Below are 20679 nucleotides of genomic sequence, written 5' to 3' on the forward strand. Positions count from 1 at the left end.
GGTGGACGGCCGCCGGACCCCCGGCGGCCGTACTCGCCCGCGTCAGCGGCCGTTGAAGGCGTCCTTCAGTCGGGAGAACAGACCCTGCTGGCCCGGCTGGAACTGGCCCTGCGGGCGCTCCTCGCCGCGCAGCTTGGCCAGCTCGCGGAGCAGGCGTTCCTGCTCGGGGTCGAGCTTGCTCGGGGTCTGGACCTCGACGTGGACGATGAGGTCGCCGCGTCCGCCGCCGCGCAGGTGCGTGACGCCCCGCCCGTGCAGCGGGATCGACTGGCCGGACTGGGTGCCCGGGCGGATGTCGACCTCTTCGAGCCCGTCCAGGGTCTCCAGCGGGACCTTGGTGCCGAGGGACGCCGCCGTCATCGGGATCGTGACCGTGCAGTGCAGGTCGTCGCCGCGCCGCTGGAACATGTTGTGCGGCAGCTCGTGGATCTCGACGTACAGGTCACCGGCGGGACCGCCGCCGGGGCCGACCTCGCCCTCACCGGCCAGCTGGATGCGCGTGCCGTTGTCGACACCGGCCGGGATCTTCACCGTCAGGGTGCGGCGCGAGCGGACGCGGCCGTCGCCGGCGCACTCCGGACACGGCGTCGGCACGACCGTGCCGAAGCCCTGGCACTGGGGGCAGGGACGCGAGGTCATGACCTGGCCCAGGAAGGACCGGGTCACCTGCGACACCTCACCGCGGCCGCGGCACATGTCGCACGTCTGGGCGGACGTGCCCGGCGCCGCGCCCTCACCGTTGCAGGTGTTGCAGACGACCGCCGTGTCGACCTGGATGTCCTTCGTGGTGCCGAAGGCCGCCTCGTCGAGCTCGACCTCGATCCGGATCATGGCGTCCTGGCCCCGGCGGGTGCGCGAGCGCGGCCCGCGCTGCGACGCCGTGCCGAAGAACGCGTCCATGATGTCGGAGAAGTTGCCGAAGCCACCGGCCCCGAAGCCGCCCGCGCCGGCGCCGCCGGCCTGTGAGAGCGGGTCGCCGCCGAGGTCGTAGACCTGCTTCTTCTGCGGGTCCGACAGCACCTCGTAAGCGGCGTTGATCTCCTTGAACCGCTCCTGGGTCTTCGGATCCGGATTGACGTCCGGGTGCAGCTCGCGCGCGAGCCGACGGAACGCCTTCTTGATCTCATCCTGCGACGCGTCGCGGCGCACGCCGAGAACGGCGTAGTAGTCCGTGGCCACTTACGACTCCGCCAGGATCTGTCCGACGTACCGTGCCACTGCGCGTACCGCTCCCATCGTTCCCGGGTAATCCATGCGGGTCGGTCCGACCACGCCGAGCTTGGCGACTGCCTCGCCGCCCGAACCGTAGCCGACCGACACCACGGACGTGGAGTTGAGTCCCTCGTGGGCGATCTCGTGACCGATGCGCACGGTCATGCCCGAATCCTTCGCCTCGCCCAGCAACTTGAGGAGCACGACCTGCTCCTCGAGCGCTTCGAGCACCGGCCGGATGGTGAGGGGAAAGTCATGGCCGAAGCGGGTGAGATTGGCGGTGCCGCCGATCATCAGCCGCTCCTCGTTCTCTTCGACGAGCGTCTCCAGGAGGGTGGAGAGCACCGTCGTGACCGTGCCTCGGTCCTCGATCTCGAAGGCCTCCGGCAGGTCCTCGACCAGCCGCGGCACGTCCGTGAAGCGGCGGCCCGCGACCCGGCTGTTGAGCCGCGCCCGCAGATCCGCCAGGGACGCCTCCCCGAAGGGCGCCGGGCAGTCGACCATCCGCTGCTCGACCCGGCCGGTGTCCGTGATCAGTACGAGCATCACCCGGGCGGGCGCGAGCGACAGCAGTTCCACGTGCCGCACGGTGGACCGGGTCAGCGAGGGGTACTGCACGACGGCGACCTGCCGGGTGAGCTGCGCGAGCAGCCGCACCGTCCGCGCCACGACGTCGTCGAGGTCGACGGCCCCGTCGAGGAAGTTCTGGATCGCGCGCCGCTCGGGGGCGCTCATCGGCTTGACGCCGGCGAGCTTGTCGACGAACAGCCGGTAGCCCTTGTCGGTGGGAATCCGCCCCGCGCTGGTGTGCGGCTGGGCGATGTACCCCTCGTCCTCCAGGGCCGCCATGTCGTTGCGGACGGTCGCCGGGGACACGCCGAGGCTGTGCCGCTCGGTGAGCGCCTTCGACCCGACCGGCTCCTCGGTGCCGACATAATCCTGGACGATGGCGCGCAACACCTGAAGCCTGCGTTCACTCAGCATCCGCGCACACCTCCAGCAAATTGTCCCCTTGGCGCCTTGCCTGGCACTCTGCGCGTGCGAGTGCCAGCATTCCCCGCCCAGTGTACGGCGGTGGGGTACGCCCCGGGCAAGGCCGGAGCGGTGCCGTCGTGCCCGGCGGGGTGGTCACCGCTAGCGTCGCCGTATGACGGTGACTTGGGAAGAGCTGGGGTGGGAGCGGGTGGCCGGTGGGGTCGGCCGGTGCCGGTTGCCGGGCTGGGACTGCACGGCGGGCCTGATCCTCGGGGAGGGCACGGCACTGGTGGTGGACGCCGGGTCGAGCCTTGTGGAGGGCGCACGGTTGCGTGCGCAGGCGCAGAAGCTGGCCGGCCGCCGTGTGACCCATCTCGCGCTCACGCATCCCCACTTCGACCATGTCTTCGGGGCGGCGGCGTTCGCGGGGGCCGAGGTTTTCGGGGCGGTGGGGATCGACTCGGTGTTCGCCCACGAGCGCGAGGAGCTGCGCCGGGACGCGGTCGGCAACGGCCTGGACGCCCGGCTCGCGGACGAGGCCCTGGAGGCGCTGGCCGCACCCCGCCACCATGTCAGCGGCGAGTGGACGCTCGACCTCGGCGGCGGCCGTCAGGCCCTGCTGGCGAACGTCGGCCCGGGGCACACGGCCCACGATCTCGTGGTGCTGGTGCCGGGCGACCCGGAGGTGGTGTTCTGCGGCGACCTGGTCGAGGAGTCCGGCGAGCCGCAGGCGGGGCCCGACGCCGTGCCGTCCCGGTGGCCGGACGCGCTGGACCGCCTTCTCTCGCTGGGCGGCGAGGACGCGTTGTACGTGCCCGGTCACGGAGCGGTGGTGGGCGCGGCGTTCGTGCGGCGGCAGCGCGACGAGCTGGCGGCGCGTTTCGGCGTGTCGTGATCGGCGCCCGGCGCTTTCTCCTATCGTCATCCGAATGCGCCCACCCGTCTCCCGCCACCGCCCTTCCAAAGAGGGCCCCTCGGGCCCGCGCCTTCGTCCGTACTCGCCGGACCTGACCCCGCCCTGGAAGAAGCCCAAGCCGGTGCCCGAGGTCCCGGCGGACCCCGGCCTGGTGGTGGAGGAGCCCGGGACCGGATTCTGCGGCGCGGTGATCCGCTGCGAGGCGGGCACGGTCACCCTGGAGGACCGCTTCGGCAAGCACCGGGTGTTCCCGCTGGAGCCGCGGGGCTTCCTGCTGGAGGGCCGCGTGGTGACGCTGGTACGGCCGTCGTCGGCTCCGGTACGTCCCACGCGCACCGCTTCCGGTTCGGTCGCCGTCCCCGGCGCACGCGCGCGGGTCGCCCGCGCCGGGCGCATCTACGTCGAGGGCCGGCACGACGCCGAGCTGGTCGAGAAGGTGTGGGGCGACGACCTGCGCATCGAGGGCGTGGTGGTGGAGTACCTGGAGGGCGTCGACGACCTGCCGTCGATCGTGTCCTCCTTCGCGCCGGGCCCGGACGCACGGCTGGGCGTGCTCGTGGACCACTTGGTGCCGGGCACGAAGGAATGGCGCATCGCCCAGTCGGTGACCAGCGAACACGCGCTGGTGGTCGGCCACCCGTACATCGACATCTGGGAGGCGGTGAAGCCGGCATCCCTGGGGATTCCGGGTTGGCCGCGGGTCCCGCACGGCCAGGACTGGAAGACGGGCGTGTGCCGGGCCCTGGGCTGGCCGGAGAACACGGGGGCGGCGTGGCAGGCGATCCTGGCGCGGGTCAGCTCCTACAAGGACCTGGAGCCGGAGCTGCTGGGGCGGGTGGAGGAACTGATCGACTTCGTCACGGGTAGCGGTGCGGCCTGATGTTCTCGTAGATGCCGAACTCGCTGGTCTCGACCTCGATCCCCAGGGGCTCCAAGGGTGTGCGGTCGCCGAACCTGGTGATCCGCCGACACCGGTAGTCCGCGTCGTCGCGGCTGCCTGTCGGCTCGGTGAGAAGTACGCACTGCGCCATGAAAGGGTCGATGATCAAGTAGGCGGGTACCTGCGCTGCGGCGTAGATCGAGCGCTTGACGCCGTAGTCTCGCTCGACGCTGGTCGGGGAGACGACCTCGACCAGGACCGTGGTGACCCTCGCGGGAATCAGCCATCCGCGATCAGGCGCGGTGCCACGTTCGAACACCACCAGGTCGGGTACGGGCGCGCTGACCGCGTCGAGCATGTCGACGCACTGGGTCTGGAGCCGGGACCAGGGCTCGCGCCGAATCTGGTTCGCCAGGAACATGACGATCCGGTTGTGCACCAGATCCGGACTGCGCGACATCACGATCTCCCCCCGCAGGAGCTCGACCCTGACGCCCTCGGGCGGCTCGAACTCCTCCAGGAACTTGATCATCTGGCTGTGGTTCACGGCGGCACCCTATGAATCGGAGCAGGGACCGAACCGGACCTCCGCACCGATTCACTCGCTGGAGTGATCAATCCACCAGGTCCCGCACCACGGCGTCCGCCAGCAGCCGCCCCCGCAGCGTCAGAACGGCGCGTCCCTCCTCGTACGGTCGCTCCTGGAGGAGGCCGTCCGACAGGGCGCGGCGGGACGCCGCGAGGCCCTCCTCGCGCAGCAGCTCCAGCGGTGCGCCCTCGCGCAGCCGCAGTTCCAGCAGGATGCGCTCCACCCGGCGGTCCTCGTCCGACAGGAGCTCGCGGCCCGCGCCCGGGGTCCGCCCGGACGCCAGCGCCGCCGCGTACGCCCCGGGGTGCTTCACGTTCCACCAGCGGACGCCGCCGACGTGGCTGTGGGCGCCCGGCCCCGCGCCCCACCAGTCCGCGCCCCGCCAGTACAGCTCGTTGTGCAGGCAGCGGCCCGCTTTCGAGGTGGCCCAGTTGGAGACCTCGTACCAGTCGAAGCCCGCCGCCGAGAGGGCCTCCTCGGCGATCAGGTACCGGTCCGCGTGGACGTCGTCGTCCGTCATCGGGACCTCGCCCCGGCGGATCCGGCGGGCCAGCTGCGTGCCCTCCTCGACGATCAGGGCGTACGCCGAGACGTGGTCCGGGCCCGCGCCGAGCGCCGCGTCCAGGGAGGCCCGCCAGTCGTCGTCGGACTCCCCCGGCGTGCCGTAGATCAGGTCCAGGTTCACGTGCTCGAAGCCCACCGCACGGGCCTCCGCCACGCACGCCTCGGGGCGTCCGGGAGTGTGCGTGCGGTCGAGGATCTTCAGCACGTGCTGCTTCGCGCTCTGCATGCCGAAGGAGATCCGGTTGAAGCCGCCCTCCCGCAACGTCGTGAGGTACGCCGGGTCCACCGACTCCGGGTTCGCCTCCGTCGTGACCTCCGCGTCCGCCGCGAGGCCGAACTCGTCGCGGATCGCCCCCAGCATCCGTACGAGATCGCCGGCGGCCAGCAGCGTGGGCGTACCACCGCCGACGAACACCGTGCGAACCTCGCGCGGGTCGTCGCCCAGCACCTTGCGCGCCAGGCGGATCTCGTCGATCAGCGTGTCCGCGTAGTTGTCGCGGGAGGCGAGGACGCCGCCCGTGCCGCGCAGCTCGGTGGCGGTGTAGGTGTTGAAGTCGCAGTAGCCGCAGCGGGTCGCGCAGTACGGCACGTGCAGGTAGAAGCCGAGGGGCCGGTCGGCGGCCCCGGCGAGCGCGGATACGGGCAGCGCGCCGTCGGCGGGGACGGGCTCGCCGTCGGGAAGTGCGGAGGGCATGTCCTCCATTGTCCAGCACCGGCGCAGGTGCCCGTTTTCCTGGCCCCACGCGCGCGTGCCTGTTCTCCCGGGCCACGCGCGCGTGCCCGTGACTTCGGCTGGAGCGCCTCGCCCGGAGCTAGCTCGCCGGCGACAGCTGCTCCGCCTGGAGCACCAGCAGGGCCAGGTCGTCCTCCGGCGCGCCGCCGCCGAACTCGTGCACCAGCCGCCGGATCCGTTCCGCGATCAGCTCGGCGCTCAGTCCCACGCAGCCGGCGAGCGCCTGCGCGAGCCCGTCGCCGTCGTCGAACTGGCGGATGCCGTCGCGGCGCTCGGTGACACCGTCGGTGACGCACAGCAGGCTGTCGCCGGGCCGCAGCTCGATCGTCTCGCTGGTGTACGTGGCGTCCTCGACGACGCCGAGGAGCGTCTGCGGCTGCGCGGCCGTGCTGACCTCGCCGTCGGGCCCGAGGAGCAGCGGGAGCGGGTGTCCGGCGGAGGCGAGGGTGCAACGGACGCCGCCGTCGAAGGGGGCCAGCTCGCCGTAGAGGAGGGAGAGGAAACGGGTCTGCGGGCCGTCGCCGGGGGCCACGGGACGGCCGCCTGCGGCCACCAGCGCGCGGGCCGCCGCGTCCGCGGCCTCCGTGGCGTCGTCGAGGAGGAGCTGGTTGAGGCGGTCGAGGACGTCGGCGACCCGGTAGCCCTCGCGGGCCAGCAGCCGCAGCCAGGGCCGGGCCAGGCCGATCACCACGGCGGCCTCGGGGCCCTTGCCCTGCACGTCGCCGACGGCGAAGCACCAGCGGCCGTCGCCCGCCGGGAAGAGGTCGTAGAAGTCGCCGCTCGGGCCGCCCTTGTCGCAGGGCTCGTAGACGAGCGCGCTGCTCAGCCCCGGGATCTCGGCGACCGCGCCGGGCAGCAGCCCGCGCTGCAGGACGGCGCTGATGGTGGCCTGGCGCGCGTACTGGCGGGCCGCGCCGATGGCCAGGGCCACCCGGCGGCCGAGGTCCTCGACGAGCCCGGTGATCTCGTCGGGGAAGCGCAGCAGCCCGCACCGCCCGATGACCAGCGTGCCCAGCGGGCGGCCGCCCGCGATCAGCCGGTACGCGAGTGCCGTGCCGGCGCTGCCCTGCGGGCCGAGCGCCTCGCCGGGCCAGGGGTAGGGCTCGGGTCCGGACCGTAACCCGCCGTCCAGGGGCCGGGGCGGGTCCTTCTCCAGGGTCCGGCGCAGTTCCTCGATGCGGTTCTCGCTGGCGTGCCAGACCCGGGCCAGCCGTGGCCCGACCGCTCCGGCACCGTCGCCCCACCCGGCGCTGCCCCCGGCTCCGGCTCCGCTCCAGCGGGGTGCGCCCCAGCGCCCGGTCGACTCGTCCTCCAGCCACACCGCGCACCAGTCGGCGAGCCGCGGCACGATCAGCTGGCCGGTGAGCGCGGCGACCAGGCTCTCGTCGAGCTGTCCGGCGAGCAGGTCGGAGGCCTCGGCGAGGAAGGAGAGCGCGCCCCGGCCCAGCCAGTCCCGGTCGCGCTCGGCGCGCTGCGGATCGGGGGCGAGGAGTTCGGCGACCCGCAGCGAGTCCGCGCCCGGCGCGACGCCGTTCGTGCCCCTGTCGGCGGTCAGGCGCGCCCACACGGTCTTGGCGCCGCTGCGGTAGGTGACGCCCCAGGACTCGGCGAGGGTGGCGACGAGGCGCAGGCCGCGGCCGTACTCCGCGGTCTCGTGCGCCGCGTCGGCGCCGTGGTCGCGGGGTGCCCGTGAGGGGTGGTGGTCGGCGACCTCGACGACGACCGCCCCGGTGTCCTCCTCCAGCCGGCAGGTCAGCTCGATGTCGGTGCCCGCGTGCACGACCGCGTTGGTGACGAGTTCGCTGACGGCGACCATGGTGTCGTCGGCGAGCCGGGGGGAGTACGCGCGGCCGAGGTCCGTCCACCCGGTGAACGCCTCGCGGACCAGCGCGCGGGCGGATCCCGGCGCGAGGGGGCTTCCGTGCAGGGTCGCGCGCACCTCAGTACGCTCCCCCGCGCCGCACTGCGCGGGCGCATCACGGCCCCGGGAAATGGTCTCCCGTTGCGTGGGTATCGCCCCCATTGCCAGCTCCCCGAGCAGTTCGCACGAATACGCCTCGATCGATGCGGACAGAGTGACAGACTGGCTGCGCCCATAAGCACCGAGTTACCGAAGTGGGCCGCCATGAGTGAGAACAGTGCAACACGTGTGCTCGAAGTCGGACAGAATCTTGAACAAGTACGAGCATCCGAACTGCGCCCTCTGCTCGCCGCGATGACCGCGGCCCGGGACGGCGACTTCACCAAGGTGCCGGAGTCGGGGCACGGCATCGTCGCCGAACTCGCCGCGCTCTTCAACCAGATCATCGACCGCAGCACGCACTTCAACACGGAAGTGCAGCGCGTGAAGCGGGACCTGGTGCGGCACGGCCGGCTCGACGAGCGGCTGTCGGCCAGCCCGGGGCAGGGCGCCTGGACGTCCCGGGTCGGCGACGTCAACCAGATACTGGACGCGCTGGTGGCCCCGGCCGCCAACGCCACGCGCGTGCTGGACGCGGTGGCCGGCGGCGACCTGACCCAACGCGTCGATCTGCACGACGGCAGCCGCCAGTTGCGCGGTGATCTGCGGCGGCTGGGCCGGGCCGTGAACAAGATGGTCGACCAGTTGTCCCTGTTCACCGGTGAGGTCACCCGGGTGGCCCGGGAGGTCGGCACCGAGGGGCGGCTCGGCGGGCGGGCCAAGGTGCAGCGGCTGTCGGGCAGTTGGCGGGATGTGACCGAGGCGGTCAACACGATGGCCGCCCGGCTGACCGCGCAGGTCCGCGACATCGCCCTGGTGACCACGGCGGTGGCCCGCGGCGACCTGACGCGCACGGTCACCGTCGAGGCGACCGGTGAGCTGCTGGAGCTGAAGCTCACCGTCAACACGATGGTGGACCAGCTGTCCGCCTTCGCCGATGAGGTCACCCGGGTGGCCCGCGAGGTCGGCACCGAGGGGCAGCTGGGCGGTCGCGCCCAGGTGCGGGGCGTGTCGGGCGTCTGGAAGGACCTCACCGACAACGTCAACTTCATGGCGTCGAACCTGACTTCACAGGTCCGCAACATCGCCCAGGTGACGACCGCGGTGGCCAACGGCGACCTCAGTCAGAAGATCACGGTCGACGCGCGGGGCGAGATCCTGGAGCTGAAGTCGACCGTCAACACCATGGTCGACCAGCTCTCCGCCTTCGCCGACGAGGTCACCCGGGTGGCCCGCGAGGTCGGCACCGAGGGCAACCTCGGCGGACGTGCCCAGGTGCGGGGCGTCAGCGGCGTGTGGAAAGACCTCACCGACAACGTCAACTTCATGGCGGACAACCTGACTTCACAGGTGCGGAACATCGCCCTGGTGTCGACCGCCGTCGCCCAGGGCGACCTCGGCAAGAAGATCACGGTGGAGGCGAAGGGCGAGATCCTGGAACTGAAGTCGACCATCAACACCATGGTCGACCAGCTCTCCGCCTTCGCCGACGAGGTCACCCGGGTGGCCCGCGAGGTCGGCACCGAGGGCAACCTGGGCGGTCAGGCGCAGGTGCGGGGCGTGTCGGGGGTGTGGATGGACCTCACCGACAACGTGAACTTCATGGCGTTGAACCTGACCTCCCAGGTCCGCAACATCGCGCAGGTGACGACCGCCGTGGCGAACGGGGACCTGTCGAAGAAGATCACGGTCGACGCCCGCGGCGAGATCCTGGAGCTCAAGGACACCGTCAACACGATGGTGGAGCAGCTGCGCGCCTTCGCCGACGAGGTGACCCGGGTGGCCCGCGAGGTCGGCACCGACGGGCGGCTGGGCGGCCGGGCCCAGGTTCAGGGGGTCTCCGGGGTCTGGCGGGACCTGACCGACAACGTCAACTACATGGCGGACAACCTCACTTCGCAGGTGCGGAACATCGCCCAAGTGGCGACGGCGGTGGCGCAGGGCGACCTGTCGAAGAAGATCGACGTGGACGCGCGCGGCGAGATCCTGGAGCTGAAGACCACCATCAACACGATGGTGGACACGCTGTCCTCCTTCGCCGACGAGGTGACCCGGGTGGCCCGCGAGGTCGGCACCGAGGGCCAACTGGGCGGCCAGGCACGGGTGGAGGGCGTGTACGGCACCTGGAAGCGCCTGACGACGAACGTGAACGAACTCGCCCTGAACCTGACCACCCAGGTCCGCGCCATCGCCGAGGTGGCCTCCTCGGTGGCCCAGGGCGACATGTCCCGCTCCATCACGGTGGAGGCTCGCGGCGAGGTCGCCGAGCTGAAGGACAACATCAACCTGATGGTGTCCAACCTGCGCGAGACCACCCGGGCGAAGGACTGGCTGGAGTCCAACCTGGCCCGCCTGGCGGCGCTGATGCAGGGCCACCGGGACCTCATGGAGGTCGCCGACCTGATCCTGCGCGAACTGACCCCGCTGGTGAACGCCCAGTACGGCGCGTTCTTCCTGGCCGAGCAGGACGAGGACGGCTCCTCGCTGCCCACCACGGTCCCGGCGAAGGGGCTGGCCTTCATCGCGGGCTACGGCGCGGCGCAGGGCGCGACCGTGGAGACGGGCGGGCTGCCGGTGCACGGGCTGGTCCGCCAGGCGGCCCGGGAGAAGAAGCGGATCCTGGTGGAGGAGGCGCCGCCGGACTACATCAAGATCAACAGTGGGCTCGGGGAGGCCGCCCCCACGACCATCGTCATCATCCCGATCCTCTTCGAGGACACGCTCCTCGGTGTGATCGAGCTGGCCTCCTTCTCCCGCTTCTCCGATGTGCACCTCGCGTTCTTCGACCAGTTCGTGAACACCATCGGCGTCGCCATCAACACGATCATCGCCAACTCCCGTACCGAGTCGCTGCTCGGCGAGTCCCAGCGGCTGGCGATGCAGCTCCAGGAGCGCTCGGACGAACTCCAGAAGCAGCAGGCCGAGTTGCAGCACTCCAACGCCGAACTGGAGGAGAAGGCGGCGCTGCTGGCGACCTCGTCGCAGTACAAGTCGGAGTTCCTGGCGAACATGTCGCACGAGCTGCGGACGCCGCTGAACTCGCTGCTCATCCTGGCCAGGCTGCTCTCCGACAACCCGGACGGCCGGCTGTCCGAGCAGGAGGTGCAGTTCGCGACGACGATCCACCGGTCGGGATCCGATCTGCTCCAGCTGATCAACGACATCCTGGACCTGTCGAAGATCGAGGCGGGCCGGATGGACGTACGCCCCAAGCGGCTGCCGCTGATCAAACTGCTGGACTACGTCCACGCGACCTTCCGCCCGCTCACCCTGGACCGGGGGCTCTTCTTCGAGGTGACGGTCGGCGAGGACGTCCCGCGCGAGATGTACTCGGACGAGCAGCGCCTCCAGCAGATCCTGCGCAACCTCCTCTCCAACGCGACCAAGTTCACCGCGACCGGCCGGGTGGAACTGCGGGTGAGCCGGCTGAAGGACCCCGAGCACCACTACGTCCGCGACAGCGACGAGGTGGTCGCGTTCGCGGTGTCCGACACGGGCATCGGGATCGCCGCCGACAAACTCCCGGTCATCTTCGAGGCGTTCCAGCAGGCCGACGGCACGACCAACCGCAAGTACGGCGGCACCGGCCTCGGCCTGTCCATCAGCCGGGAGATCGCGGGCCTGCTGGGCGGCCGGATCGTCGCGGAGAGCGAGCCCGGCAAGGGCTCCACCTTCACGCTGTACGTCCCGGTGGCCAGCCCCGGCCACGCGGCGACCGGACCGGTGCCGGCGGACCGTACGACCTTCGCGATCCCCGAACAGCCGGCCACCGAGCCCTTCCCGTCGGCCCACGAACCGGAAGAGGCCTGGCCCGTGCCCACGAAGCTGGAGGCGTGGCAGTCGGGCCGCGCGGGCCAGGTGCTGCCCGGGCGGCGGGTGCTGATCGTCGACGACGACATCCGCAACGTCTTCGCGCTCACCCATGTCCTGGGCCGCGTCGGCATGCCCGTGCTCTACGCGGAGAACGGCCGGGAGGGCATCGAGACCCTCGAACGCAACCCGGACGTCGAACTGGTTCTGATGGACATCATGATGCCGGAGATGGACGGCTACGAGACCATCTCCGCCATCCGCCGCACCCCGCGCTGGACCGGGCTGCCGATCGTCGCGCTCACCGCGAAGGCGATGCCCGGCGACCGGGACAAGTCCATCGCGCGCGGCGCGAACGACTACGTACCCAAACCGGTGGACGTCGACCGGCTGCTGACCGTGGTGTGCGGGCTGCTGGATCCCGAGAGCGCCACGGTCGCGGAACCGGCCGAAGAGGCAGAGACCGAGTGAGGCATCGTCACCATGAGCCCTGAGGCACCGACCGACGAGTGCGCCGGCATCCTCCTGGTCGACGACATGGAGGACAACCTGATCGCGCTGGAGGCCGTCCTGGCCTCGCTCAACGAGCCGCTCGTGCGGGCCCGTTCGGGCGAGGAGGCGATGAAGGCCCTGCTCCGGCGGCGCTTCGCCGTGGTCCTCCTCGACATCCGCATGCCGGGCATGGACGGCTTCGAGACGGCCGCCAACATCAAGCGCCTCGACCAGACCAAGGACGTCCCGATCATCTTCCTGACCGGCGCGGAGGACTCGGGCTACGCGTTCCGCGGCTACGCCACGGGCGCCGCCGACTACCTGACCAAGCCGTTCGACCCCTGGGTCCTGCGCGCCAAGGTCACCGTCTTCCTGGACCTGCACCGCAAGAACCACCAACTGGAACGCGTCCTGGCCCAGGAACAGTCCCACACCGACCAGATAACCACCCGCCTGGCCACCCTGGAAAAAACCCTGACCCCCGACACCCCGGACCTCCCGGAGGCCCGCCGCCAACTACAGGAACTCCAACAACTGGTGGAGTCGGTGCGGCGGCGGGGGGTGGGGCGGTAGCACCCCGCCGACCGCCCGCCGGACGGGGCTCAGTCCTCGATGTACCTGACGATCACCCGCAAGGTGGTGCCCCGCTCGGTCCGCCAGCTCACCTCGTCTCCGGCCTCCCGCCACATCAGCGCCTTGCCGAGCGCGGAGTCGGGGCTCAGGCGCTCCGCCTCGTCGCCGGGGAGCATCGCGATCTCGTACGTCGTGATCCCGGATTCATCCGGGTCCTCGACCCCGACGAGACACCCCGGCACGACCATCGACCCGCCCGACAGGGAGGCGTCGGGGATGACCTGGTCGAACAGGTCGCGCAGGTAGCTTCTGCGCTCCATCAGTGCCGCACGCCTCTTGTCCTGGTCGGCGAGCTGCGCCTTGCGCGAGGACGAGTCGACGGCCACGACCTCGGGCAGCGGCTGGTCCAGGGCGTCCTGTACGCGCTGGAGCTCACGCTGGAGCCGTCGATGGGCGGCGAGGCTGATGCGGTCGACGCGCAGACGGGCGGCGGATGCGGGGCCGCTGGGCCGGGGGGTGCCCGTCGCGCCGGTGGCGACCGGTTCGGAGGTCCGGACGGGCTGCTTCGGGAGGGCGGGGAGCGTCTTCAACGGGATCCGGTCCGTCACCGTCTGCAGCCGCAGCAACTCCGTCGTCAGGCCGTCGGGTCCGGAGGATACGGGCGTGTGGTGCCGAGCCAGGCCCACCTGGCCGTCGTCGCCCAGTACCGGAACGTCGACGCGTCCGATCGCGGACCGGATCATCGCCTGCACCTCCGCATGCCCGACCCGCACGACGACCCGTCCCTCACGCAGCACGTCCACGGCGTCCACGCCCGGGAATCCGGGGACGCCCGCCCCCTTGAGGAACCGCGCCCGACCCGGCACCGTTCCGCGCATGCTGAATGCGTGCTGAGCCGCGTTGACCTCGTCACGGTGCAGCCGTGTCACGGACACGAACGGCGCCGGCGAACCGGCCACGACCGTGGGCCCCTGCCGTCCCTCCCGCCTTCCGGGCGATCGGACTCCGTCCGCCTCGGGCCGCGATCCGAGAGCGCCGATGTGCGTCGTGACTGCCGTACGCGGGACAGGCATGTCCACCGGAGGGGCTGCGGGCGGGACGCTGGTGTCCGCCTGAGGTGCCGGACGCGGAGCACGGGGCTTTACCGGAGGCGCCGTCCGCGAGGTGGGGGCGTCGGCCGGAGGCGGTGTGCCCGGGGTACTCGGGTCGGTGGCCTGCGGCGCGCCCGACGCGACGCCGCGCGTCGACAGCTGTGACGCCGTTTCGATGCCGAGGCGCTCCAGTTCCGCCCACAGGGGTTCGAGTGCGCGTTCCGGGTCGAGGAAGAAGCGGCTGCCCCGGATCCGGACGAACGTCCAGCCCACCCGCTCCAGTTCGCGCTGGCGCGCCGCGTCCGCGTCCGCGTTCTCCTCCGTGTGGAACGCGTCGCCGTCGCACTCCACGGCGAGCCGCTTCGTGCCGCCTTCGACGACCAGGTCGATGCGGTAGCGACCGGCCGGATACTGCGGCCGCACCCGGTAGCCCCTGCCGCGCAGCGCGAGATAGACCCGCTGCTCGAAGAGGCTGTCGAAGGCCTCGTGCGGCACGTCCGGCCGCACCTCGCCGAGCCCGGCGCCGTCCTGCTCCTCGGCGGGCCGGGAGAACCAGTCCAGATAGGCACGCCGCAGATCGCTCTCGCCCAGCTCCGTGAGGGTCACGCTGTGGAAGAGCCACACCTGGTCGCGGGCACGGGACGCGGCCACGTTGATGTGCTGCCGGTACAGCGAGCTGTTGTAGGAGCCGATGCGGCGCGGTCCGTCCGGGCCGGTGAGGGAGGTGACGAGGCCGATGAAGACGACGTCGCGCTCGTCGCCCTGAAACTCCTCCGCATTGCCCACGCGCAGCCGCCGCCGCTGCCGCTCGTCGAGCGGAATGCGGTCGGCCAGCAGATCCTCGATGAGGAACTTCTGGCCCGCGCCGAGCAGGGTGATCACGCCCATGGTGCGTCCGGCGTACGCGGGGTCCCCGACGCAGCGGACGACCTCGTCGACGAGGCGCTCCGCCTCGGGCCGGTTGACCTGCTTCTGCCCGCTGCCCTCGATGTAGCCGTCGGCCACGTGGACCGATCGCAGCGGGGGAAGCCGGTCGGCGCCGTACTGCCGCAGGGGCTGCAGCCGACCGCCGTAGCACAGCTCGTTGGAGAAGCCGATGATCTCCGGCATGCACCGGAAGTGTTCCTGGAGCATCAGCCTGCCGCGGCCGCCGGCGAGACCGGAGGCGATGTCGAAGAGGCTGGCGGTCGGTGTGAACAGGTTGCGTCGGGCGGCGGGCAGCTCGGCGAGCAGCTTTCGTTGCAGGGCGAACTGCTCGTCGTGGTCCACGCCCACCTGGGCCGGGCTGACCTGCTGATCGTCGCCGACCACGATCACCTTCGCGCCGAGCCAGGCGAGCAGCAGCGCCTCGGGTCCGGACTGGCTCGCCTCGTCGATGATCACGACGTCGAAGCGTCCGGCCCGGTCCATCGGCACGGTCTCGGTGACCTGGTGCAGCGGCATGATCCAGGCGGGTACCGCCTCCTGGCTGGCCTGCAGGCTCTCACGCGCCTGCCGACGGTATCGGGCCGCGTACTTCCCGGTGCCCTTGCCGAGCCTGCGGACGTTCTGCTGGTACGAGGTGAGAGCCACGGCCTGGTCGTCCGTGAGCCGGGACAGACAGCCGAACCAGGCCTTGTCGGCCGCCAGCCGCTCCAGGCTGATGCGGATCTCCGCGTCGGCCTCGGCGAGCAGCCTCAGCTGTCGCGTCTCCGCCCCGGGGTCGGTCAGCTCCTTCATCCGGGCGTGCCAGACCGACCACGCCCAGGCGGCCGGCAGTTCGGGCAGCCGGCCGTCCCAGCCGGAGTCCTGGGGTGTCGACTCCAACGCGTCGGCGACGTCGGGGAGTTCGGCGGCGACCGGCCGGTAGGCGTCGTCGCATGCCTTCTTGCGCGCGAGCGCCTCCCGCAGATCGTCCACCTCGCCGACCGCGGCGTCGTACGCGGCGGTGTCGCGGGCCTCGGCCGCGGCACGCGCTCGCTCCACGGCCGCCGAGGCGCCCCGCCGGTGCGCCTCGGCGCGCAGCACGCCCACGGCGTCCTCGATCAGGGTGCGGGCGGGGTCGGCGGCCCGGCGCGCGGCTCGGGCCCGCAGAACGCTCCGTACGGTGCTCGCCTGGTCGCCGTCGCCCCAGCCGACCCCCGCCAGCCCGGGGGCGGCAGCGGCCACGCCGACGACTTCCCGGCGCAGGTCGGCGAGGTTGTTCAGGGTGGTGAGCGTGGCACTGTCCTGGCGCAGCCCAGCGATGCGGCGGCTGGTGGCCTGCCAGGACTCGGCGCCCTCGCCCCACTCCCGCTCGATGTCCTGGAGGTGCCGCTCCAGGGTGACGCGATGCACCACGGCGGCCGCCGCGGCCTCGGTCTCCACGGCCCGGCCGTCGACCCGTACCGCCTCGGGGAAGTCCCCGACCGCCTTGCGCAGTCTGGTCTTCAGGCCGAGTGCGCCACGCAGCTTCTCACCGGACGCGAGACCGTCCCGCAGAGCGGTGGCCAGGCCGAGCGCCGTCGGCACGTCGTACGACTCCAGTCCGCTGACCAGGGTGGCCCCGAGGGCCCTCGCCGCCTCGTCGATCGCGGTCAGGGCGGCCTCGGTGCGCTCGCGGCGGCTGCGTGCGCCGACGTCCTGCCCGGCGAGCACCTCGGCGCGCAGGTCCGCCGCCCAGCCGGCCGACAGGGCGGCGGCCGCCGCGGTGGCGGCGGTGAAGTGGTCCAGTACGGCGGCCAGTCGATCCTGTTGCTCGACACCGAGGGCGGACACCGCGTCGTCGAGACGTGATACGGAGCCGTCCTGCCTGAGCAGGGTCAGGTCACTCTCGGCGGCCTTGATCGTCCCGACCGCCTCGGCGAATTCGGGGCCCGTGGGCAGACGGCTCGCCTCGGGGAGCGCAGCCGTGACCGTCGCGGCGAGGGCCCGGTGCCGGTCGGTGAAGGCGAGCGCGGCCCGGCGCAGGCCGGTGAGGGCGTCCGCGTCGAGCGTGGGCGTGTCGGAGGGGACGGGGCCGATCCACTCGAACCGCGGCCGTTCCTCGGCCAGCCGTTGGGCGACCCGGGTCAGAGTGCCCTCGTAGTCGCCGATCTCGGCCGCGTGATGGTAGGTCTCCTGTTCGCGCAGCGCGCGCAGGGCCTTCAGGGCGAGGGCCTGGTCGGAACGGGCCGATCTCAGACGCTCTTCGTGCTCCTGGATGCGCCGGCGGTAGTCACGCGCGGAGTAGTCGCCCTGCCGGTCGAGGATGGCCTTGACCGACTGTTCCAGCTCCTGCTGTCCGGTTCCGTCGTCGGTCCGGCTGACGCACAGTTCGCGGACGGTGGCGGGGAGTTTGTCCTTCAGGACCTTCAGGGCGCGGGCCGTGTGACTGGTGATCAGCACCCGGTTGCCGTGCGCGAGGAGGTCGGTGACCAGGTTGGCGATCGTGTGGGTCTTGCCGGTGCCGGGCGGTCCCTGCACCACCACGAGATCCCGGTCGCGCAACCGCTCGGCGATGGTGCGCTGTTCGTCGTTGGACGGCAGCGCGAAGTACAGCTCCGGGGTCTGCCCCGGGCTCCGCCCGCCGTCGAGGCCGGTGGCGGGGTCGAGGTCGGGGTCCCCCAGCGGCCGGTCGCCGCCCGCGCCTGCGATCGCGCGCAGCAGAGAGGTCGGTTCGGCCCCCTGCTCGATGCTCAGGGCGACACCGCGCAGTGCTTCGAGCATGCTGCGACGGGTGCGTTCCCTGAGGAGCAGGACCGGCGCGAAGCCGACCACGGGCACGGCGGGGTCCGGGGCCGCACGGCGCCGGGACGGTGCGGGGTCGTAGCGGCCGGCCTCGTGGGCGGCGATGGTCCAGGTGGTCAGCGCCCTGTGCAGTTGGTCGGCAAGCGTCGGGTCGGTGGTGTCGCCGGCCGCCTCCAACTCCTGGCGCACCAGGGCGCGGATGTCGGCACGCGCCTTCTGCCCGGCGTCGAGCATGGACTCCTCCAGCACGGGGCTGCCGTGCTCGGGGTCCGGCCCGACGGTGATCGCCCCGGTGTCCGGATCGATGGCGATGACGGCCCGGCAGGTGACGAGGTGACGGCGGATCGGCTCGTCACCTGCCGACCACGTCAGATAGCCGAATCCGACGACCAGTTCGAAGCTCTCGCCCAGTTCGGACGCGTCCACACACAGCCGGTAGAGCCTGTCGTAGGCCCGGACGACCGGCTTGTGGACCCGGTCGTGGCTCGCCCACTTCTCCCATTCGCGCGACCAGGCGCGGTACTGGCCGTGCACCGCGTCCCGTTGTGGGGAGTCCCCAAGGTCGACCGTGACGTGTCCGGTGTGCGAACTGCCGCCTGCCGTGACTTCGTCGGCGGGAAGATCGGCCCGGGGGAGCAGTGCGGGTGCGGTCTCGGGCGTGGAGTCTCGTATCTGCCCGGGGTCCAGCCAGTGGGCGAGGGGCAGGGGCGGAGCCGGCGGGTCGTGGCGGACCGGGCGGTCGGCGCGCAGCCACAACGGGGTGTCCCCGGGCACCACTTCGGTGAGGAACGTGCTGAACCGGTCGGGCAGGTCGGCGAACCACATCTGGTGCCTGGCATCGTCGTGCGTGCGTACCGGCCTGGTGCGGCTCTCGCCCACCTCCGAGAGGTAACGGAACATGTGACGGACGACATCGTCGGGCGTCGCAGCGGTGAAGGGCACGAGCACCTCGCGGAACTGGCGGAACCGAAGCTGAACTTGCGCAGCGCATATGAAGAGATTGTGTGCATCCTATGGGGGACGTCTGACACTCGTGGCTCTTCAGTTCATTTCGGTATGTGCATCCACAGCGTGGACATACGACGGCCCCGGAAGGCGCTCGTGGCCTTCCGGGGCCGTCGGTGGGCGGGGGCCCGTGCGGGGTGTCCCGTGGGGGTTACGCCTCGCGGGTGCCCGCGTACATCTCGTCGATCAGGTGCTTGTACTCGCGTTCCACCACCGGGCGCTTCAGCTTCAGGCTGGGGGTGATCTCGCCGTGTTCGACGTCGAGGTCGCGCGGGAGGAGGCGGAACTTCTTGATGGTCTGCCAGCGCTGGAGGCCCTCGTTGAGCTGCTGGACGTAGCCGCCGATCAGCTCGACCGTGGCGGGGGCGGCGACGACCTCGGCGTACGACTTGTCCGCCAGGCCGTTCTCCTTGGCCCAGTCGAGGATGGCGATCTCGTCGAGGGCGATGAGGGCGGTGCAGAAGTTCCGGTCGGCGCCGTGCACCAGGATGTTGGAGACGTACGGGCACACGGCCTTGAACTGGCCCTCGACCTCGGCCGGCGCGATGTACTTGCCGCCGGAGGTCTTGATCAGGTCCTTCTTGCGGTCGGTGATGCGCAGGTAGCCGTCGGGGGACAGCTCGCCGATGTCGCCGGTGTGGAACCAGCCGTCGGCCTCCAGGACCTCGGCGGTCTTCTCGGGCAGCCCGTGGTAGCCCTGCATGATGCCGGGGCCGCGCAGCAGGATCTCGCCGTCCTCCGCGATGCGCACCTCGCAGCCGGGCACCGGCTTGCCGACCGTGCCGGTGCGGTAGGCCTCGCCCGGGTTGACGAAGGAGGCCGCGGAGGACTCGGTGAGGCCGTAGCCCTCCAGGATGTGCACGCCGGCGCCGGCGAAGAAGAAGCCGATCTCCGGCGCGAGGGCCGCGGAGCCGGAGACACAGGCGCGCAGCCGGCCGCCGAAGGCCTCGCGCAGCTTGGAGTAGACGAGGGCGTCGGCGACCTTGTGCTTGGCGCCGAGGCCGAAGGGCACGGTGGCCGTGCCGGTGCGGCGGAAGCTGTCCTGGCTGACCTTGGCGTACTCGCGGGCGACCTCGGAAGCCCACTGGAAGATCTTGAACTTGGCCCCTCCGCCGGCCCGGGCCTTGGCGGCGACGCCGTTGTAGACCTTCTCGAAGATGCGCGGGACGGCCGCCATGTAGGTCGGCTGCACCACCGGCAGATTCTCGATGATCTTGTCGACGCGGCCGTCGACCGCGGTGACGTGCCCGACCTCGATCTGGCCGGAGGTGAGCACCTTGCCGAAGACGTGGGCCAGCGGCAGCCAGAGGTACTGCACGTCGTCCGCGCCGACCAGGCCGGTCGCGGCGATGGCCTTGGCCATGTACGACCAGTTGTCCTGCGGGAGGCGGACGCCCTTGGGCCGGCCGGTGGTGCCGGAGGTGTAGATGAGGGTGGCGAGCTGGTCCTTGGTGATCGCCCCGACCCGGTCCTTGATCAGCTCGGGGTTCTTCTCCAGGTACGCGGCGCCGCGCTGCTCCAGCTCGGCGAGGGTGAGCACCCAGTCGCCGGTCTCGACGCCGGCCGGGTCGATGACGACCACATGGGTCAGCTCGGGCAGCTCGGCGCGCTTCTCGACCGCCTTGGCGAGCTGGGCCGCGTCCTCGGCGATCAGCACCCGGCTCTCGGAGTCGGAGAGGATGAACGCCGACTCGTCGGCGTTGGTCTGCGGGTAGACAGTGGTCGTGGCCGCGCCCGCGCACAGGATGCCGAGGTCCGCGAGGATCCACTCGACCCGGGTCGAGGAGGCGAGCGCGACGCGCTGCTCGGGCTGCACGCCCAGCTCGATGAGTCCCGCCGCGATCGCGTAGACCCGCTCGGCCGCCTGGCCCCAGCTCAGGGACTTCCACTCGTCCGGGCCCTGGCCGGAGGCCGGCGGCACCGGGTAGCGGTAGGCCTCGGCGTCCGGCGTGGCCGCGACGCGGTCCAGGAACAAGGTCGCCACGGACGGCGGACGATTCTCGATCAGGGTCTGTGTGTCGGTCACGACATCCTCCGGCGCCCGCGACGATGCGGCTGGCTCAGTGCGACTGGGTTCACTCACGGTGGTGGTGCGAATCTGTTGTTTAACTCGCGAGTAACTATCGAGCAGAGATCAGGGTAGAGCCCGACCGGCCGGTTCGTAAGGGGCGGCGGCCTGTCACTTCCTACAG

The 20679-nt window shown here is 71.5% G+C and carries 11 protein-coding genes; 4 read left to right on the forward strand and 7 right to left on the reverse strand.

Annotated elements, in window-relative coordinates; all coding sequences use genetic code 11:
* Nucleotides 1-42 precede the first annotated feature (42 nt).
* On the reverse strand, nucleotides 43-1179 hold the full coding sequence (gene dnaJ, locus IPZ69_RS04235) for a molecular chaperone DnaJ (protein WP_235452305.1): 1137 nt from the start codon (nucleotides 1177-1179) through the stop codon (nucleotides 43-45).
* Complete coding sequence (gene hrcA, locus IPZ69_RS04240) at nucleotides 1180-2196, reverse strand: heat-inducible transcriptional repressor HrcA (RefSeq protein WP_235452306.1); 1017 nt, start codon at nucleotides 2194-2196, stop codon at nucleotides 1180-1182.
* 163 nt (nucleotides 2197-2359) lie between these two features.
* On the opposite strand from hrcA, the gene IPZ69_RS04245 reads away from it, so the two are divergent.
* Nucleotides 2360-3082, forward strand: coding sequence for an MBL fold metallo-hydrolase (locus IPZ69_RS04245; RefSeq protein ID WP_235452307.1), 723 nt, complete (start codon nucleotides 2360-2362; stop codon nucleotides 3080-3082).
* A gap of 34 nt (nucleotides 3083-3116) precedes the next feature.
* A complete protein-coding gene (locus tag IPZ69_RS04250; protein WP_235452308.1) occupies nucleotides 3117-3983 on the forward strand; it encodes a DUF3097 domain-containing protein in 867 nt (288 codons plus the stop codon).
* Here the strand turns inward: IPZ69_RS04250 and IPZ69_RS04255 are convergent.
* The 3 genes from IPZ69_RS04255 to IPZ69_RS04265 form a co-directional block, all read right to left on the reverse strand.
* Nucleotides 3961-4515, reverse strand: coding sequence for a Uma2 family endonuclease (locus IPZ69_RS04255; RefSeq protein WP_235452333.1), 555 nt, complete (start codon nucleotides 4513-4515; stop codon nucleotides 3961-3963). The genes IPZ69_RS04250 and IPZ69_RS04255 overlap by 23 nt on opposite strands.
* Before the next feature lie 82 nt (nucleotides 4516-4597).
* Complete coding sequence (gene hemW / locus IPZ69_RS04260; RefSeq protein WP_235452309.1) at nucleotides 4598-5830, reverse strand: radical SAM family heme chaperone HemW; 1233 nt, start codon at nucleotides 5828-5830, stop codon at nucleotides 4598-4600.
* A 118-nt stretch (nucleotides 5831-5948) separates the two neighbouring features.
* Nucleotides 5949-7892 (reverse strand): ATP-binding SpoIIE family protein phosphatase, encoded by a 1944-nt coding sequence (locus IPZ69_RS04265; RefSeq protein WP_235452310.1) that lies wholly within the window; start codon nucleotides 7890-7892, stop codon nucleotides 5949-5951.
* A 102-nt stretch (nucleotides 7893-7994) separates the two neighbouring features.
* On the opposite strand from IPZ69_RS04265, the gene IPZ69_RS04270 reads away from it, so the two are divergent.
* Nucleotides 7995-12110 carry a HAMP domain-containing protein gene (locus IPZ69_RS04270; RefSeq protein ID WP_235452312.1) on the forward strand — a complete coding sequence of 1372 codons (4116 nt, stop codon included), beginning with the start codon at nucleotides 7995-7997 and terminating at the stop codon, nucleotides 12108-12110.
* Nucleotides 12111-12122: 12 nt separating this feature from the next.
* On the forward strand, nucleotides 12123-12704 hold the full coding sequence (locus IPZ69_RS04275) for a response regulator (protein WP_235452314.1): 582 nt from the start codon (nucleotides 12123-12125) through the stop codon (nucleotides 12702-12704).
* Between the two features lie 29 nt (nucleotides 12705-12733).
* On the opposite strand, the gene IPZ69_RS04280 is transcribed toward IPZ69_RS04275, so the two are convergent.
* Nucleotides 12734-18382: an AAA domain-containing protein gene (locus IPZ69_RS04280; protein ID WP_235452315.1), complete on the reverse strand. Its 5649-nt coding sequence runs from the start codon at nucleotides 18380-18382 to the stop codon at nucleotides 12734-12736.
* 256 nt (nucleotides 18383-18638) lie between these two features.
* Nucleotides 18639-20513, reverse strand: a complete 1875-nt coding sequence (locus IPZ69_RS04285; RefSeq protein ID WP_235452317.1) for an AMP-dependent synthetase/ligase — start codon at nucleotides 20511-20513, stop codon at nucleotides 18639-18641.
* Between the last annotated feature and the right edge of the window lie 166 nt (nucleotides 20514-20679).

It is taken from the genome of Streptomyces olivochromogenes (genome assembly GCF_021538895.1).
Lineage (GTDB): Bacteria > Actinomycetota > Actinomycetes > Streptomycetales > Streptomycetaceae > Streptomyces > Streptomyces olivochromogenes_A.